The organism is Variovorax sp. R-27 (genome assembly GCF_049913215.1).
Classification (GTDB): Bacteria; Pseudomonadota; Gammaproteobacteria; order Burkholderiales; family Burkholderiaceae_C; genus Variovorax.
This window is the reverse complement of sequence record NZ_CP183984.1, coordinates 1,001,237-1,018,633: the sequence shown is the minus strand read 5'-3', so window position 1 is coordinate 1,018,633 and position 17,397 is coordinate 1,001,237. Positions and strand designations below refer to the sequence as shown.

Below are 17,397 nucleotides of genomic sequence, written 5' to 3'. Positions count from 1 at the left end.
GCGGCAGCAGCGGATCAGTGCTGCAGGATCTTGTTCAGGAAGTCCTTGGTGCGCGGCTGGCGGTTTTCCGGGTGGCTGAAGAACTCGTCCTTCGGGCAGTCTTCCAGGATCTTGCCGCCCACGTCGATGAAGATCACGCGGCTCGCGACCTTGCGGGCGAAAGCCATTTCGTGCGTGACCACCATCATGGTCATGCCTTCCTTGGCCAGGCTCACCATCACGTCGAGCACTTCGCCGACCATCTCGGGGTCGAGCGCCGAGGTGGGTTCGTCGAACAGCATCACGATCGGGTCCATCGACAGCGCACGGGCAATGGCCACGCGTTGCTGCTGGCCGCCCGAGAGCTGGCCCGGGAACTTGTCCTTGTGCGCCATCAGGCCCACGCGGTCGAGCATCTTCAGGCCACGGGTCTTGGCTTCATCGGGCGTGCGGCCCAGCACCTTGATCTGCGCGATCGTGAGGTTCTCGGTCACCGACAGGTGCGGGAACAGCTCGAAATGCTGGAACACCATGCCGACCTTGGAGCGCAGCTTGGGCAGGTTGGTCTTGGGGTCGTGCAGCGGAATGCCGTTGACGGTGATCTCGCCCTTCTGGAAGGGCTCCAGCGCATTCACGGTCTTGATGAGGGTGGACTTGCCCGAGCCCGAAGGCCCGCACACCACCACCACGTCACCCTTGGAAATGCTCACCGAACAATCGTTGAGCACCTGCACCGGGCCATACCACTTGGATACGTTCTTGATTTCAATCATTTTTTCGGACATTTCTTTCTCTCCGGTTCAGCCACTCAAACAATCAGCGAATGATGGCGATCTTCTTGTGCAGGCGCTTGACCAGCCAAGAAAGGGCGTAGCACATGACGAAGTACACGACGGCCGCGAGCAGGTAAGCCTCGATCGGGCGGCCGAAGTTCTTGCCCGCGGTCTCGAAGCCCTTGAGCATGTCGTAGGCACCGATGGCGTAGACCAGCGACGTATCCTGGAACAGGATGATGGTCTGCGTGAGCAGCACCGGCAGCATGTTGCGAAAGGCCTGCGGCAGCACGATCAGGCGCATGTTCTGGCCGTAGGTCATGCCGACCGCCTGGCCGGCATTCACCTGGCCGCGCGGGATCGACTGGATACCGGCACGCATGATCTCGCTGAAGTACGCGGCCTCGAACGCCACGAAGGTGATCACGGCCGAGATTTCGGAGCGGTAGTTGGAGCCGACCGAACCGAACAGCGAATAGAACGACGCCGGCACGAGCAGGAAGAACCACAGGATCACCATCACCAGCGGGATGCTTCGCATGCCGTTGACATAGATGGCCGCTGGCGCATCGAGCCACTTTTTGCCCGACAGGCGCATGAGCGCCAGGATCGTGCCGAAGATCACGCCGCCGATCGTGGCGACTATCGTCAGCATGATGCTGAAGTAGAAGCCCTTGACGACGAAGTTGCTGATGACGTCCCAGTTGTAGAAGGACAGGTCGAGATTCATCATGTCAGTGTCCTCCGCCGCCCGCGCTTGCAGACACGATGAAGCCCGGCACGCGGGTCTTCTTCTCGATGAATGCCATGAGGCGGTTGATGATGAGGGCCGAGATCACGTAGCAGCCCGTCACCGCAAGGTAGACCTCGATGCCGCGCGAGGTTTCTTCCTGCGCCTGCATAGCGAACATGGTGAGTTCGGTGACCGACACGGCGAACGCGACGGACGAGTTCTTGAAGATGTTCATCGTCTCGCTCGTGAGCGGCGGGATGATGATGCGGTAGGCCATCGGCAGGATCACGTAGCGGTAGTACTGCACGGTGGTGAAGCCCACCGCCATGCCCGCATAGCGCTGGCCCTTGGGCAGCGCCTGGATGCCCGAGCGCACCTGCTCGGCGATACGCGCGGAAGTGAAGAAGCCCAGCGCCAGCACCACGAGAATGAAGCTCGGCACGCCCTTCATGACGGGGATGAGCGCCGGGATCACGTGGTACCAGAGGAAGATCTGCACCAGCAGCGGAATGTTGCGGAACAGCTCGACCCAGGCATTGCCCAGCCGCACCAGCCACGGGCTGTCGGGCAGCGTGCGGATGATGCCGATGAGCGAGCCCAGCACCAGCGCCACGATCAACGCCAGCAGCGCGACCGACACGGTCCAGCCCCAGGCCGACAGCATCCATTGCAGGTAGGTCGGATAGTCCCCCCCGGGGTCTTGCAGGAATACCTGCCAATCCCAGTTGCCCATTTGTGTTTACTCCTTCTTCACCGTCTCTTCGAAAACCAGTCCCTTGAAAAGAAACGCCCACCGCGAAAGGTGGGCGTCATCACGCAGCGACGCGGCGCTTATTCCTTGGTGACGTAGTCTTCAGCAGGCTTGTCGTTCGGGTTGGCCCAAGCGTTCTTGGTGGCTTCGCCCAGCGGCAGGCCGATGGTCACGCCTGCGGGCGGAATCGGCTTGAGGAACCACTTGTCGTACAGCTTGGCGAGTTCGCCAGACTTGGCCTGTGCCTTGATGCTGTCGTCCACGGCCTTCTTGAAAGCGGCGTCGTCCTTGCGGATCATGATGGCGATGGGCTCGACGGCCAGCACGTCGGACAGGATCTTGTAGTCCTTGGGCGACTTCGACTTGGCGGCCAGGGCAGCCAGGATCGAGCCGTCCATCACGAAGGCGTCGGCACGGCCGGTTTCGAGCAGCAGGAAGCTGTCGGAGTGGTCCTTGCCGTAGACCTCCTTGAAGGTCAGGTTCTCGGCGCGCTTTTGCTTGCGCACGGTCTGCAGCGGCGTGGTGCCGGTGGTGGTTGCAACCGTCTTGTCCTTCAGGTCGGCCAGCGAGTTGATGCCCGAGTTGGCCTTGACGACGATCTTGGTTTCTTCGACGTAGGTGGTCACGCCGAAAGCCACGTCCTTCTGGCGGGTGGCGTTGTTGGTGGTCGAGCCGCACTCGATGTCCACGGTGCCGTTCTGCACGAGCGGAATGCGGTTCTGCGAAGTCACGGGCTGGTACTTGACTTCGAGCTTCTTGCCGGCGGCCTTCTCGAGGTCCTTGATGATGTTGGCGCAGACGTCGTAGTGGAAGCCCGTGTATTGGCCATTGCCCAGTGTGTACGACAGGCCCGACGATTCACGCACGCCTTCGGTGATGACACCGGAAGCCTTGATCTTGGCCAGCGTGTCATTGGCTTGCGCCATCGCGCCGCCAGCGGCCAGTGCCGCGACTGCCAATGCCAATACTTGTTTTTTCATACGGAAAACTCCTGAGGGTGACTGAAACAGATACAACTAAATTCTAGACATTTACATTTTGCGTGATACCCGGACCAACCCGGTGCATACACACGCACGCTGCACCGGGCATGCGCATGGCAGCGCCAGCCTGGTGCGATCCTGCCTCCTGGCATTGTCCGACTTTCACTAAGCAGCCTTTATGCCCGAAGCCTGGCCCGAAGGCTCGGCAGCCGGCGGAACCGGTGCGGCCGACAGGCGCACCGGCTGCGTCAGGTTCTCGGGCACGAGCAGCGCCTCCATCTCGGCGCGCGTCATGATGCCCAGCGATTCGGCCACCAGGTCGATCGGCCCGCCGGTGGCGAGCGCGGTCTTGGCGATGAGCGCGGCCTTTTCGTAGCCGATGAGCGGGTTGAGCGCAGTGACCAGCGTGACCGACTCTCGCACCCTCTTCGCAAGGAACTCGCGGTTGGCCTCGATGCCGTCGACGCAGTTCACCTGCAGCGTGATGCAGGCCCGGCTCAGGTGCTGGATGCTCTTGAACAGGCTCCAGCCCATGATCGGCTCGAAGGCGTTGAGCTGCAGCTGGCCGGCTTCCGAAGCCATCGTCACGGTGACGTCGTTGCCGATGACCTCGAAGGCCACCTGGTTCATGACTTCCGGGATCACCGGATTGACCTTGCCCGGCATGATCGACGAACCCGCCTGCCGCGCCGGCAGCCGGATTTCGCCGAAGCCGGCCTGCGGGCCGCTGGACAGCAGGCGCAGGTCGTTGCAGGTCTTGCTGAGCTTGGTCGCCACGCGCTTGAGCACGCCCGACAGCTGCACGAAGGCGCCCGTGTCCTGCGTGGCCTCGATGAGGTTGGCGGCCTGCTTGAGCGGCACGCCGGTCTGCTCGGCGAGGTACTGGCAGGCCAGGTTCGCGTAGCCGTGCGGCGCGTTGATGCCGGTGCCGATGGCGGTGGCGCCGAGGTTGATTTCTTCGATGAGCGCGCGGGCCTCGCCAAGGCGGGCCTCGTCTTCCCCGATCATGATCGCGTAGGTCAGGAACTCCTGGCCCAGCGTCATCGGCACCGCGTCTTGCAGCTGGGTGCGGCCGATCTTGAGAATGTCCTTGAACTCGAGCGCCTTGGCCTCGAAGCTGCGACGCAGGGTGGCCATCGATTCGAGCAGCCGGCCGATGGCGAACCACAGCGCCAGCCGCACTGCCGTGGGGTACACGTCGTTGGTGCTCTGCGAGGCGTTGACGTGGTCGTTGGGGTGCAGCACGTCGTAGCGCGCCTTCTCGTGGCCCAGCTTTTCGAGCGCGAGGTTGCAGATGACCTCGTTGGCGTTCATGTTGGTCGAGGTGCCCGCGCCGCCCTGGATGACGTCGACCACGAACTCGTCGAGCAGCTTGCCGTCGATGATGTCCTCGCAGGCCAGGATGATGGCCGCCGCGCGGTCGCGGTCGATGGCGCCGAGGTCGGCATTGGCGCGCGTGGCGGCCTTCTTCACGTAGGCCAGCGCTCGCACCAGGTCGGGCATGGCCGAGATGCGCGTGCCAGAGATGGGGAAGTTCTCGACCGCACGCGCCGTGTGCACGCCCCAGTAGGCGACGGCAGGGATCTGCTTGTCGCCGAGGAAGTCGTGTTCAGTCCTGAAATTGGAGCTCATACAGGTTCCTCGGCTTAAAAAAAAGCACGCGCAGGGCGCGTGCCGGAGATGTTGCTGTGACAGCGACTAAAAGCAGCCGCGACTGTAGTGGCGCCGGGTTCGGGGCGCCAATGCCGTTTGCGGGGAGTCCTATGCGCGGCATTTATAGATTGTGCGGTGCACAAATCTCCGTTGTCAGCGGTGCGGCTGGGTGCCGACCAAGTAAGACCATAGCGCATCGGCGGTGCGTTTGGGTTGCAGGCTGTCAGCGGCCGCGGCCTTGCTGGCGGCACGGCTGGCGCCGGCCTTGACCGGCACCGGCGCGCCGGGCCGTTCGCGGTAGGCGCGGATTTCCATGGTCGCCTCGAGGCTGTCGATTTCGGGCGGCAGCGCGCTCACGAGCTTGCGCGCCTTGATCTCCTTGCGCACCGCGCTCTGCGGCAGGAAGGCGATGCCGTGGCCTTCGAGCGCCATGACCTTCAGGCCCTCGGCCATGTCGGTTTCGTAAACGCGGTCGAGGTGGATGGCAGTGCCCGACTCCTTCAGCAGCTGGTCGACCACACGGCCCAGGTAGGCGCCGGGCGCATAGCCCAGGTAGGGCAGCGGCTGGCCGGGACGCCCCGGCAGCCGGTAGCGCGGCGCGCCTTCGGCATCGGCCTTGACCCAGGGGGCCACGGTTTCCTCGCCGAGGCTGACCATCTCGTACTTGTTGGCATCGAGCTGCAGCGGCTGCGAGGGGTGGTGGTAGGCGATCAGCAGGTCGCAGCTGCCTTCGACCAGCCGCAGCACCGCGTCGTGCACGTTGAGCGCGATGAGGCGGCTCTTGATCGGCCCGAAGTGCTCGCGCAGGCTGGTCACCCACGAGGGGAAGAAGGTGAAGGCCAGCGTGTGCGGCACGGCGATCTCGATCACGTCCTGCCCGGCGGCCGAGTGCCCGCGCAGCATGGCCCGGGTGCTCTGCAGCGACTGCAGCATCTCGATGGCCTGGCTGTAGAGCGTCTGGCCCGCTGGCGTGAGCCGTGTGGGGTAGGAGCTGCGGTCGACCAGGTCAGTGCCGGCCCAGCCTTCGAGCGCCTGGATGCGGCGGGAAAACGCCGGCTGGGTCACATGCCTCAATTGAGCCGAGCGGCTGAAGCTGCGGGTTTCCGCCAAACTGATGAAGTCTTCGAGCCACTTGGTTTCCATACGCGGCGATTATGCGAGCGCCGCGCCATACTGGGCGCCCCCTCCTTTTCCCGCACTCGCCATGCCTTCAGCCGACCTGCTCGAACTCAGCGCCACCGAACTCTCCCGCCGCATCGCCGCGCGCGACGTGTCTTGCCGCGAGGTGATGCAGGCCTCGCTGGCCCGCATCGAGGCGCTGAACCCGCGCTTCAACGCCATCGTGTCGCTGCGCGATCCGGCGCAGTTGCTGGCCGAGGCCGATGAGCGCGACGCCGAACTGGCGCGCGGCGAACGGCGCGGCTGGATGCACGGTTTTCCGCTGGCAGTGAAGGACCTGAGCCATGCCGCCGGCCTGCCGACCTCGATGGGCTCGCCGCTGTCGCCGCGCTCGCCGGCTCGGGCCGACAGCCTGCACGTGGCCCGCGCCAGGGCGGCCGGCGCAGTCGTCATCGGCAAGACCAACACGCCCGAGTTCGGGCTCGGCTCGCACACCTACAACACGGTGTTCGGCATCACGCGCAACGCCTATGCGCCCGAGCGCAGCGCGGGCGGCAGCAGCGGCGGTGCGGCCGTGGCGCTGGCCCTGGGCATGCTGCCCGTGGCGGACGGCAGCGACATGATGGGATCGTTGCGCAACCCGGCCGCCTTCAACAACGTGATCGGCATGCGGCCATCGCGCGGGCGTGTGCCGGGCAACCCCGACGAGGAACTGTTCTTCCAGCAGCTGGGCTGCGAAGGCCCGATGGCGCGCACGGTGGAAGACGCGGCGCGGCTGCTGGCCGTGCAGGCGGGCTTCGACACGCGCGTGCCGCTGTCGTCGCCGCACGCCCTGCCCTCGCCCGATACGCTGCAGCTAAACGGCGACGGCAAGGGTCTTCGCATCGGCTGGCTCGGCAGCATCTGGCCCGACCTGCCGCTGGCACCCGGCATCCGCGAACTCGGTGAGAAGGCGCTCGGCACCTTCCGCACCATCGGCTGCGAGGTCGAGCCCTGCACGCTCGACGTGCCGCGCGAGCACAACTGGAGCGCGTGGCTGCGGTTGAGACAACTGCTGGTGGGCGGCAAGCTCGGCGCCTACCTCAGCGACCCGAAGCTGTTCGGGCAGCTCAAGCCCGAGGCGCAATGGGAAATCGAGCAGAGCCGGCACCTCGATGCGGCATCGCTGTACCAGGCATCGGTGTACCGCTCGAACGTGTACCGAGCATTCCTGAAGCTGTTCGAGCGTTTCGACTTCGTGCTGGCACCGACGGCGCAGGTGTTTCCGTTCGATGCCGAGTTGCACTGGCCTGCCGAGGTGAACGGTGTGAAGAGCGACACGTACCACCGCTGGATGGAGATCGTCACGCCGTTCACGCTGGCCGGGCTGCCGACGCTGAATGTGCGCGCCGGCTTCGGCGAAGGCGGGCTGCCGATGGGGCTGCAGCTGGCGGGACCGATCCATGCGGACCTCGACGTGCTGCGGCTCGGGCATGCCTATGACCAGGCCTGCGGCTGGGCGGCGCACCGCCCCTCCGCGTTGGGCTGAGGCCTCAGATCGGCGTCAACACGCCGCGCCCCGCGAAGTGCCCTTCGGCATTCGCGAGGAAATGGTCCACCGACTTCTGCGTCGCCTCGGGCGACCAGCCTGCCATGTGCGGCGTCAGCAGCACGTTGTCGAGGCCGACCAGCGGCTCGGGCCGCTTCGGCTCGCTCTCGTACACGTCGACGCCGGCCCCGGCGATGCGGTTCTCGCGCAATGCGGCCGCCAACGCCTCGGTGTCGACCACGCTGCCGCGCCCGATGCTCACCAGGTAGCCCTGCGGCCCCAGCGCGTCGAGCACTTCGGCGTTGACCAGATGCTTCGTCGCGGGCCCGCCCGGTGCGGCCAGCACCAGGAAGTCGGCCCACGCGGCCAGCGACTTCAGGTCGTCGAAGTAGCGCTGCGTTGCGCCTTCGCGCGGCTTGCGGTTGTGATAGCCGACCTCCATGTCGAAGGCCGCCGCCCGCTTCGCGATCTTCTGGCCGATGGTGCCCAGCCCCAGGATGCCCAGCTTCTTGCCCGACACGTTCGGCGGCTGCGGAATGGCTTCGCGCCACACGCCCTCGCGGCACAGCCGGTCGAGCTTGCGGAACTCGCGCACGATGCTGATCAGCAGGCCGAAGGCGTGGTCGGCCACGCAGTCGTCGTTGGTGCCCGCGCCGTTGGCCGTCGCGATGCCGCGAGCGCGCGTCACTTCGAGCGGCACGCCTTCGTAGCCCGCGCCCATGCAGCAGATCAGCTCCAGCGCCGGCATCGCCGCGATTTCCTCGGGCGTGATGCCGATGACGCCGATGGTCAGCACCGCACGAAACTTCTTGCCGTGCTCGGCGATGGCGGCCGCGCGCAGGGCGGGGTCGAAGGCGTAGGTCATGTCATAGACCTCGGCAATCTGGGCCTGGTGGGCACTCGAGAGGCCGCTGAGCACCAGCAGGGGAATCTTGGTCGACACGTCTGAACTCCTGAAATCGATAAAAAGGAATGGATGATCGCGCTACATCAATGGAGTTGCTTCGCTCTTCTGCAAAGCCCACATCTGGGCGTAGCGGCCCTGCTTCGCGAGCAGCTCGGCATGCGTGCCGCGCTCGACGATCACGCCCGACTCCAGCACCAGGATCTCGTGCGCGTCGACCACCGTCGACAGGCGGTGCGCGATGACCAGCGTGGTCTTGTCCTGCGCGGCGCTCTTCAGCTCGGACTGGATGGCGCGCTCGTTGGCCGAGTCGAGCGCCGAGGTGGCCTCGTCGAAGATCACGATCGGAGGGTTCTTCAGCAGCGTGCGCGCGATGGCCACGCGCTGCTTCTCGCCGCCAGATAGCTTGAGGCCGCGCTCGCCCACGGTCGTTTCATAGCCCTTGGGCGTGGCCACGATGAAGTCGTGGATGCGCGCGGCGCGTGCGGCGGCCTCCACTTCTTCGCGGCTCGCCCCCGGGCGGCCGTAGGCGATGTTGTATTCGACCGTGTCGTTGAACAGCACCGTGTCCTGCGGGACGATGCCGATGGCGCGGCGCACGCTGGACTGAGTGACCTCGCGAATGTCTTCCCCGCCGATGGTGATGCGGCCGTGCTGCACGTCGTAGAAGCGGTACAACAGCCGCGCGAGCGTGGACTTGCCCGAGCCCGAGGGCCCGACCACCGCCACCGTCTTGCCGGCCGGAATCTCGAAGCTCACGTGCTTGAGGATGGGCCGCGCGGCCTCGTAGGCAAAGCTCACGTCCTCGAAGCGCACGGTGGCGTCGGCACCGGCCAGCGGCTGCGCGCCGGGCGCATCGCGCACCTCGCGCTCTTTTTCCATCAGCACGAACATCTTGTCGAGATCGGTCAGGCTCTGCTTGATCTCGCGGTAGATCACGCCCAGGAAGTTCAGCGGAATGTAGAGCTGGATCATGAAGGCGTTGACCATCACCAGGTCGCCCAGCGTCATGCGCCCTTCGACCACGCCCGAGGTGGCGCGCCACAGCATCAGCACCAGGCTCACGGCAATCAGCAGTTGCTGCCCGGTGTTGAGCATGCTCAGCGTGCGCTGGCTCTTGATGGCGGCCTTGCGGTAGCGGTCGAGGCTGGCGTCGTAGCGGCCGGCCTCGAAGTCTTCGTTGTTGAAGTACTTGACGGTTTCGTAGTTCAGCAGCGAATCGACCGCGCGGCTCTGCGCCACCGAGTCGAGCTCGTTCATGGTCTTGCGGAACTGCGTGCGCCACTCGGTCACCGTCACGGTGAAGGTGATGTACAGCACCAGCGCCGCCGCCGTGATCCAGACGAACAGCGAATCGAACTTCACGCCCAGGATGGTGAGCACCAGCACCAGCTCGATGATGGTCGGCACGATGCTGTAGAGCGACATCGAGATGAGCGAGTGCACGCCGCGCGTGCCGCGCTCGATGTCGCGCGTCATGCCGCCGGTCTGGCGCTCCAGGTGGAAACGCAGGCTCAGCGCGTGCAGGTGACGGAACACCTCCAGCGCGATCTGCCGGGCCGTGCCCTCGGTGGCCTTGGCGAAGATCAGCTCGCGCAGTTCGCCGAACAGCGAGGTCGAGAAGCGCAGCAGGCCGTAAGCCAGCAGCAGGCCGATGGGCACGATGAGCAGCGCCTGCGCCATGTCCGGCTTGGGCGTCATCGTGTCGACCAGGTTCTTCAGCAGCACCGGCACGCCGACGTTGGCCACCTTGGCGCCCACCATGAAGGCCAGCGCCGCGGCCACCCGCCACTTGTACTGCCAGAGGTAGGGAAACAGGCGGCGCAGCGTCGCCCAGTCGGAACGGTCGCTGCGCTCCGGCGGGTGGCTGGAGACGGAGTGGGAGGGGGGAAGGGCTTCGCCGCTGCGGCGCATGGGAGACAATCGTGGTTGCTTGTTTGTTCCAGATTGTGCCCATGTCAGATACTTCCAGCGCTGCCGCTGCCGCCATCCTCAAGAGCCTGCCCACCGACATGGAGCTGGTGCTCAAGGTCATTCCGATGCCGGCGGACTGCAACGCCAACGGCGACATCTTCGGCGGCTGGGTCATGGCGCAGTGCGACCTGGCCGGCTCGGTGATCCCCGCGCGCTACGCCAAGGGCCGCCAGGCCACGGTGGCTGTCAACGAGTTCATCTTCAAGCAGCCGGTGCGGCTGGGCGACATCCTGTCGTTCTATTCGAAGCTGGTGCGCATCGGGCGCACCTCGGTCACGGTGACGGTCGAGGTGTTTGCCGAGCGCTTCCGGGCGCAGGGCGAATACATCAAGGTGACGCAGGCCACGTTCACCTACGTGGCCATCGACGACAACGGCCGCCCACGGCCCATCGAACAGCAGCCCTGAGCAACGCCCCCGGGCTCAGACGCCCGGGTCGCGCACGCGCTCGAAGCGTTCGAATTCGCGGTTGACCCAGCGCCCGTCGCGCCGCTCGACGCGGCGGATGTACACGGTCTGCACGATGTCCCGGGTGTGGGCGTCGATCTCTACCGGGCCGCGCGGGCTGTCGAGCTTCACGCCCCGGAACGCATCCACCAGCCGCTCCCCGACCACGCCGCCGCGCGCCACGGGCGAGCTCATCGCTGCATCGATGGCGGCAAGCGCATCGTGGGCCGCGACCGCGAAATACCCCGGGCGCAGATGGCTGCCGTACTCCGTCTCGAAGATGCCCGTGAAGCGGCGGTTGGCCGGCGATTCGTGGGCGAACGAATAGTGGTGGCTGGTTACGAGGCCATCGGCCAGCTCCCCGATGCCTTCCAGGTAGTGGTCGTCGGTGGCGTCGCCGGTGGCCAGCAGGCGGATGCCCGTGTCGGCCATGCCACGGTCGCGCCAGAACTTGAGGAAGGTGGCCGGCATCTGCCCCGAGGGCAGGAAGAAGAACACCGCCTGCGGCTTGAGTTCGCGCAGCCGCAGCATGTAGGCCGAGTAGTCGAGCGTGTTCAGCGGCACCCGCAGCATCGCGCCGACCCGGCCGCCGCCCGCGGTGATGCCCGAGACGAAGGCGCTTTCGGCATCGACGCCCGAGGCGTAGTCGGCCACCACGGTGCAGACGTCGCGCAGCCCCTGCTGGAGCGCCCATCGCGCCAGCGGCAGCGTGACCTGGCCGATGGTGAAGGACACCCGCACCGCGAACGGACAACGCGCCGTGATGCCCGAAGAGGCAGCATTCATCACCACCAGGGGCAGCCTGGCCTGCGTGGCGACGGTGCCGACGGCGTAGGCGTTGGAGCTGAAGTCCAGGCCCGCCAGCATGTCGACGCGCTCGCTTTCGACGAGGTCTTGCGCGTGGCGGCGTGCCTGCTCGGGCGCGCTGCCGGGTACATCGCGCCGCAGCAGCTCGACCGGCCGGCCAGCGATGTTCTGGTTGTGCGCCGCCAGCCAGACGGCCATGCCGGCATCGAACTGCCGCCCGCCGCCCGCGTAAGGGCCGGACCATGAGCCGATGACGCCGATGCGTAGCGGTCGCACACGCGCCAGGGCCAGCGAAGGCGCTGTCAAGGCACCCGCCAGCAAGCCGAAAGTACGCCGGCGCGTGAGGTCGATTGCTACTTTTTCAGTAGCATCATTCGCCCACTGGCCGGGCGTTGTGAGCGTTCTTGTCTCTGAAACTTGCACGGCGGCCAGTGTACGCGTGCAAGCCCCGAAAACGCATCAGACCTTGGAGAAGTCCGGCTTGCGTTTCTCCATGAAAGCACCGAAAGCCTCGCGTGCCGCCGGCTCGCGCAGCATGCGACCGAAGCTCGCGCCCTCCTCGCCCATGCGTTCGAGCACGGCGGGCATCTGCGCCTTCTTCAGCAGGCGCTTGGTTTCCACCAGCGCACTCAGCGGCTTGGCGGCCAGCTTGCGAGCCTGCGTCTGCGCGATGGCGTTCGCTTCGGTCGGAGGCACCACGCGGTTGACCAGGCCCACTTCGAGCGCGGCCTCGGCCATGAAGGGTTCGCCGAGCAGCAGCGCCTCGGCCGCGCGGTGGTAGCCCAGCATCTGCGGCACCAGCAGGCTCGATGCCGCCTCGGGGCACAGGCCCAGGTTCACGAAGGGCATCGAGAAGGCGGCGTTGTCACCCGCGTAGACGAGGTCGCAATGGAACAGCATCGTGGTGCCGATGCCCACAGCCGGGCCGCACACGGCCGCGACGATGGGCTTGGGGAAGGTCGCGATGCCGCGCAGGAAGCGGAACACCGGCGACTCTTCCGTCGACGGCGGGCCGTTGAGGAAGTCGCCGATGTCGTTGCCTGCGCTGAAGATCGTCGGGTCGCCCTGGATCAGCACGCAGCGCACGGCTGCTTCGCTTTCGGCTGTAGCCAGCGCGTCGGCCAGCTCGGCATACATGGCGCTGGTGATGGAGTTCTTCTTGTCGACGCGGTTGAAGGTGATGGTCATCACACCGGCTTCGGTGTGGACGAGGATGTCGCTCATGGGTGGTAGTCCTTGGATGAAAAAGATTGGCGCCGCGGTCAGGCGCAAAGGGCTTCGCGGACGAAATCGAGGCGGTCTTGCCCCCAGAACATCTCGCTGCCGACGAACATGGTGGGAGCGCCGAACACGCCGCGCTCCACGGCTTCCTGCGTGACGGCCTTGAGGCGGTCCTTGGTTTCCTGCGCGCCAGCCAGCGCAAGCAGGCCCGCGGCGTCGAAGCCCGCATTTTGCAAGACGGCACCGACGGTTGCCGGGTCGTTGAGATTCTTCGGATCGACCCACATCGCGTGGAAAACCGCATCGACGTACGCACCGAAACGCGCCGGCTCCTTCATCTGGACGCCCGTGGCGCCGCGCATCAGCAGCAGCGTGTTGATCGGGAAGTGGGGGTTGTGCACGAAGGGCACGCCGTAGCGCTTGGCAAAGCGCTTCAGGTCGGTCGTCATGTACGGGCCCTTGGGCTTGATCTCGGCGGGCGAATGATTGCCGGTGGCCTGGAACACGCCGCCCAGCAGCATGGGCTTCCACACCAGCTCGGCGCCTGTGTCGGCGCAGATGTGCGGCAGCTGTGTTGCGGCCAGGTAGGCGGCTGGGCTGCCGAAGTCGAAATAGAAGTCGACGGATTTCGCCATGGGGTTGTCTCCTTCTCTCAGAATTTCTCGGACCAGGGCCGCAGGTCGAGTTCGTGCGTCCACGCGTCACGAGGCTGCGAATGCAGCATCCAGTAGCTGTCGGCAATGTGCTCCGGGTTCAGGATGCCGTCGCTTTCCTTCAACGCATAGCGCTCGGGGAAATTGCTGCGGATGAATTCAGTGTCGATGGCGCCATCGACCACAACGTGCGCAACGTGAATGCCCTGTGGCCCAAGCTCGCGCGCCATCGACTGTGCGAGCGCACGCAAAGCCATCTTCGCGCCCGAAAAAGCGCCGAAGTTCGCCGCGCCACGCAACGAGGCCGTCGCGCCGGTGAAGATGATCGTGCCGCGATGGCCGCCCTTCGGCAGTTCGCGCGCCACCATCCGCTTCGCCACTTCGCGTCCATTGAGAAAGCCCGAGAAGCAGGCCATCTCCCACACCTTGAAGTACTTGCGCGCGGTCTCGTTCAGGATGCTCTCGGGCACGTTGGCGCCGATGTTGAACACCATCACCTCGATCGGCCCGATGGTCGATTCGATCTGCTCGACGAGCGCGACCACCTCCTCTTCCTTGCGCGCATCACAGGCGAAGGCGTGCGCACGGCCGCCGTCGGCCTCGATCTGCGCTACCAGCGGCTGCAGCTTGTCGAGGCTGCGGCGCGTGACGCAGGTGGCGAAGCCTTCGCGCGCGAAGCGGCGGGCAATGGCACCGCCGGTGGCATCGCCGGCGCCGACGATGAGTGCGGCTTTCTGCAGGGTGGTCATGTCTCTTTATTCCTTGTAGTAGACGATCTGGTTCGAGGTGGCCAGCAGCACGCCCTTCTCGCTCCACAGATGCGCCGCCTGGTCGAAAAAGCCGTTGAAGAACTGCTGCCCCGCCGCGCGGCCCAGGAGATAGCCCGTGCCGACCTCGGCCAACTGCGCCGGCCCGACGTGGAAGTAGGTGGTGATCGACACCGTGCCCGCGGGCACGTGCTTCGCGCGGCGCAGCCACACGCGCGGATAGAACATGTCGCTCATCGCGGCGAGCGAGGCGAAGTCGAGCGGCCGTGGCTGTGCGTCGCGCAGCCAGATGCGGGTTTCGCTGTGGTGCAGGCTCTCGTCCCACTTCGCGGGAATGCCGCCGCTGAAGGGACGCATCTCGTACTGGTTGATCCACGCCACGCCGGACGGGCCGATGCTCATGCGGTCGACCGTCTCGGGCCTTGGCGCCTCGGGCATCGGCATGTCGCTCTCGCCCCAGGTGTCGCGGCGCGCGGCCGTCACCACGGTGGCGGTGGTCGTCATGTTGGGCGCACCGCTGGGCCCGGCCTGAGTGATCTGCACCGTCCAGTGCTGCGTCGAGCGGTTGGTGCGCACGGCAGTGGCCTGAATGTCGAACGCGCCGGCTTCGATCGCCGCCGCGTAGTTGACGGTGAGCGCGATGGGCGTGCCCAGCACGTCGGGGTGCTGCATCACCGACTGCAGCGCAAGGGCCGCAGTGGTGCCACCGAAGGGCCCGACCATGTTCCAGTAGTCGGGGCTGGTCATGCCGGTGAAGTGCCCCACGCGGATGTCGCTGTGGTGGATCGTCAGGGCTTTGTCGAAGGGGTGCTGCGTGCTCGTCATGATCGGCAGTGTGCCTCCGGAGGATGGCGTCACGCAGTCGTGTGCGGGACGTTGACGTGCTGCACCGCAGTACGTTCGGTCAACGCAGCCAGCCGGTGCAGCTTGTCGACCGTGCTCGGCCACAGGCTCTGGCTGAACTGCTCGCGGAAGAAGCCGAAGTGGCCGATGCGCCGGGCCTGCACGTCCGCCGGTGCGATGCGCTCGACCGCGCTCGGTGCGCCGGCATAGAAGCTCACCAGGCTTTCGGTGCCGGCGAGCGTCATGAGTTCGTCGTCGGTGATCGACAGCGCGAGCACCGGGAAGCGCACGCGTCCGTAGCTCTGCGATGCAAGCTCGCCCTCGGCACCCACGCTGTAGCGCGGGTTGAGACACCAGCGCCGCCATTGCAGGATCACGCCGCGCGGCAGGTCGCCGACCTTCTTCAGCTTGCGTCCCGGAAAGTAGCCGAACAGTCGCGTGACCAGCGGCACGAGCACGAACCAGAAGTAGAGGATGCTGCGCCTGAGCTTCGGCGCGTTCTCGCGCCAGTAGCCGCTGCCAGCCGCGATGCTGACGAGGCCGTCGACTTGTTCCGGGCGCTGCAGGAAGCCCGGCAACTGCGCACCAATGCTGTGACCCAGCAGGTAGAGCGGCTGGTCGGGCAGTGCGGCCTTGGCGGCATCGATCACCGCTTCATAGTCGCGCGCCCAGTCGAACAGGTCGGCCTTGAAGCCGCGCAGCGACGCATCGCCGCGCGAATCGCCCGAGCCCCGGTAGTCGAAGGTCCAGACGCGCAGGCCCTGTTGTTCTGCAAGCCACTGCGCGAAGGGTTCGTAGAACGACTGGCGCACGCCCATTGCGCCGCCGATCACGATGCTGGCGCGCGGTGCGCCGGCGGGCTCGTAGCGGCGCACCGCCAGTTGCTGTGCGCCGCCATCGACCTTCAGAACTTCCTGTTGCATGCTCGTTTCTCCAGAACGGTCACGGTCCATTCGCGGAACACCGCGGAACCGGCTTTGCCGGGCCGCAGGTGTTGCCCCCTGCAAGGGGGTTGGCGCAGCGACACGAAGTGCGCGAAGCCTGGGGGTTTGCTCAAACCCTTTCGAAGATCCCGGCAGCGCCCTGGCCCATGCCCACGCACATCGTGACCATGCCGTACTTCAGGTTCTCGCGGCGCAGCGCATGCACCACGGTCGCCGAGCGGATGGCGCCTGTAGCGCCGAGCGGATGGCCCAGCGCAATCGCGCCGCCCATCGGATTGACCTTCGACGGATCGAGCCCCAGCGTGTTGATGACCGCCAGCGACTGCGCGGCAAAGGCTTCGTTCAGCTCGAACCAGTCGATGTCCTCGTGCTTCAGGCCGGCATAGCGCAGCGCGGCCGGAATCGCCTCGATCGGGCCGATGCCCATGATGTGCGGCGGCACGCCCTTGCTGGCGAAGCTCACGAAGCGTGCGAGCGGCGTGAGGCCGTACTGCTTCACGGCCTTTTCGCTCGCCAGGATCAGCGCGCCCGCGCCGTCCGAGGTCTGCGAGCTGTTGCCGGCCGTGACCGTGCCGCGCGCGGCGAACACAGTGCGCAGCTTGGCGAGGCCTTCGATGCTGGTGTCGGGGCGCGCGCCTTCGTCGAGGTTCACGGTACGAGTCTTGGCAATCGACTCGCCGGTCTCCAGGTTCGGCGTGCGGTCGGTCACTTCGATGGGCGTGATCTCGTCGGCAAACTTGCCGGCCTTCTGCGCGGCCAGTGCCTTCTGGTGCGAGGCGAGCGCGAACTCGTCCTGCGCCTCGCGGCTCACCTTCCACTGCTGCGCGACCTTCTCGGCCGTGAGGCCCATGCCGTAGGCAATGCCCACGTCGCCTTCGCGCTCGAAGATCGAGGGCGACAGCGAGGGCGAGTTGCCCATCATCGGCACCATGCTCATGCTTTCGACACCGGCTGCGATCATCACGTCGGCCTCGCCAACGCGGATGCGATCGGCCGCCATCTGCACGGCCGACAGGCCAGATGCGCAGAAGCGGTTGACGGTGATGCCGCCGACGCTGGTCGGCAGGCCTGCCAGCACCGCGCCGATGCGCGCGACGTTCAGGCCCTGCTGCGATTCGGGAATCGCGCAGCCGCAGATGATGTCTTCGATGGCCTTCGGGTCGAGGCTGGGCACGGCGGCCAGCGCGGCGCGCAGCGTGGTGGCCAGCAGGTCGTCAGGGCGGTAGTTGCGGAAGTAGCCGCGGTGCGACTTGCCGATGGGGGTGCGGGTGGCGGAGACGATGTAGGCGTCTTGTACTTGCTTGCTCATGAAATCTGTC

Annotated in this window: 17 protein-coding genes; 2 read left to right on the top strand and 15 right to left on the bottom strand. The window is 66.1% G+C overall.

The annotated features are described in order from the left end of the window. Positions 1-14: 14 nt before the first annotated feature. The 6 genes from ACN9MV_RS04515 to ACN9MV_RS04490 all read right to left on the bottom strand — a co-directional run bounded on the left by ACN9MV_RS04515 (position 15) and on the right by ACN9MV_RS04490 (position 6,015). A complete protein-coding gene (locus tag ACN9MV_RS04515) occupies positions 15-752 on the bottom strand; it encodes an amino acid ABC transporter ATP-binding protein (protein ID WP_093057334.1) in 738 nt (245 codons plus the stop codon). Positions 753-795: 43 nt separating this feature from the next. Continuing rightward, a complete protein-coding gene (locus tag ACN9MV_RS04510; RefSeq protein ID WP_093057309.1) occupies positions 796-1,485 on the bottom strand; it encodes an amino acid ABC transporter permease in 690 nt (229 codons plus the stop codon). 1 nt (position 1,486) lies between these two features. Further along, positions 1,487-2,218, bottom strand: coding sequence for an amino acid ABC transporter permease (locus ACN9MV_RS04505; protein ID WP_258351320.1), 732 nt, complete (start codon positions 2,216-2,218; stop codon positions 1,487-1,489). A gap of 98 nt (positions 2,219-2,316) precedes the next feature. Beyond that, positions 2,317-3,216 carry an amino acid ABC transporter substrate-binding protein gene (locus tag ACN9MV_RS04500; RefSeq protein WP_093057307.1) on the bottom strand — a complete coding sequence of 300 codons (900 nt, stop codon included), beginning with the start codon at positions 3,214-3,216 and terminating at the stop codon, positions 2,317-2,319. Between the two features lie 168 nt (positions 3,217-3,384). Further along, positions 3,385-4,851: an aspartate ammonia-lyase gene (locus tag ACN9MV_RS04495; RefSeq protein WP_093079130.1), complete on the bottom strand. Its 1,467-nt coding sequence runs from the start codon at positions 4,849-4,851 to the stop codon at positions 3,385-3,387. Between the two features lie 174 nt (positions 4,852-5,025). Continuing rightward, positions 5,026-6,015, bottom strand: coding sequence for a LysR substrate-binding domain-containing protein (locus ACN9MV_RS04490; RefSeq protein WP_093057305.1), 990 nt, complete (start codon positions 6,013-6,015; stop codon positions 5,026-5,028). Positions 6,016-6,076: 61 nt separating this feature from the next. On the opposite strand from ACN9MV_RS04490, the gene ACN9MV_RS04485 reads away from it, so the two are divergent. Then, positions 6,077-7,519, top strand: a complete 1,443-nt coding sequence (locus ACN9MV_RS04485; RefSeq protein WP_426391422.1) for an amidase — start codon at positions 6,077-6,079, stop codon at positions 7,517-7,519. Between the two features lie 4 nt (positions 7,520-7,523). Here the strand turns inward: ACN9MV_RS04485 and ACN9MV_RS04480 are convergent, their stop codons facing one another. Together ACN9MV_RS04480 and ACN9MV_RS04475 are read right to left on the bottom strand one after the other, a co-directional pair. Beyond that, on the bottom strand, positions 7,524-8,462 hold the full coding sequence (locus tag ACN9MV_RS04480; protein ID WP_093057303.1) for a 2-hydroxyacid dehydrogenase: 939 nt from the start codon (positions 8,460-8,462) through the stop codon (positions 7,524-7,526). 42 nt (positions 8,463-8,504) lie between these two features. Further along, on the bottom strand, positions 8,505-10,337 hold the full coding sequence (locus tag ACN9MV_RS04475) for an ABCB family ABC transporter ATP-binding protein/permease (protein ID WP_426391421.1): 1,833 nt from the start codon (positions 10,335-10,337) through the stop codon (positions 8,505-8,507). A gap of 41 nt (positions 10,338-10,378) precedes the next feature. Here ACN9MV_RS04475 and ACN9MV_RS04470 point away from each other — a divergent pair, with 41 nt between their 5' ends. Then, a complete protein-coding gene (locus ACN9MV_RS04470) occupies positions 10,379-10,804 on the top strand; it encodes an acyl-CoA thioesterase (RefSeq protein WP_093057333.1) in 426 nt (141 codons plus the stop codon). A 15-nt stretch (positions 10,805-10,819) separates the two neighbouring features. Here the strand turns inward: ACN9MV_RS04470 and ACN9MV_RS04465 are convergent, their stop codons facing one another. The 7 genes from ACN9MV_RS04465 to ACN9MV_RS04435 form a co-directional block, all read right to left on the bottom strand. Continuing rightward, on the bottom strand, positions 10,820-11,926 hold the full coding sequence (locus tag ACN9MV_RS04465; protein ID WP_093079425.1) for an ABC transporter substrate-binding protein: 1,107 nt from the start codon (positions 11,924-11,926) through the stop codon (positions 10,820-10,822). 183 nt (positions 11,927-12,109) lie between these two features. Then, the gene (locus tag ACN9MV_RS04460) at positions 12,110-12,874 is read right to left on the bottom strand and encodes an enoyl-CoA hydratase (protein WP_093057301.1); all 765 of its coding nucleotides are present in this window, start codon (positions 12,872-12,874) and stop codon (positions 12,110-12,112) included. Between the two features lie 38 nt (positions 12,875-12,912). Then, positions 12,913-13,506 (bottom strand): 2-hydroxychromene-2-carboxylate isomerase, encoded by a 594-nt coding sequence (locus tag ACN9MV_RS04455; RefSeq protein WP_093057300.1) that lies wholly within the window; start codon positions 13,504-13,506, stop codon positions 12,913-12,915. Positions 13,507-13,523: 17 nt separating this feature from the next. Continuing rightward, positions 13,524-14,273 (bottom strand): SDR family oxidoreductase, encoded by a 750-nt coding sequence (locus tag ACN9MV_RS04450; protein WP_093079137.1) that lies wholly within the window; start codon positions 14,271-14,273, stop codon positions 13,524-13,526. A 6-nt stretch (positions 14,274-14,279) separates the two neighbouring features. After that, the gene (locus tag ACN9MV_RS04445) at positions 14,280-15,116 is read right to left on the bottom strand and encodes an acyl-CoA thioesterase (protein WP_093178354.1); all 837 of its coding nucleotides are present in this window, start codon (positions 15,114-15,116) and stop codon (positions 14,280-14,282) included. 29 nt (positions 15,117-15,145) lie between these two features. Next, entirely contained in the window at positions 15,146-16,057 is a 912-nt protein-coding gene (locus ACN9MV_RS04440; RefSeq protein WP_426391420.1) for an alpha/beta fold hydrolase, read from the bottom strand. A gap of 130 nt (positions 16,058-16,187) precedes the next feature. Beyond that, entirely contained in the window at positions 16,188-17,387 is a 1,200-nt protein-coding gene (locus tag ACN9MV_RS04435; RefSeq protein WP_093057296.1) for an acetyl-CoA C-acyltransferase, read from the bottom strand. Between the last annotated feature and the right edge of the window lie 10 nt (positions 17,388-17,397).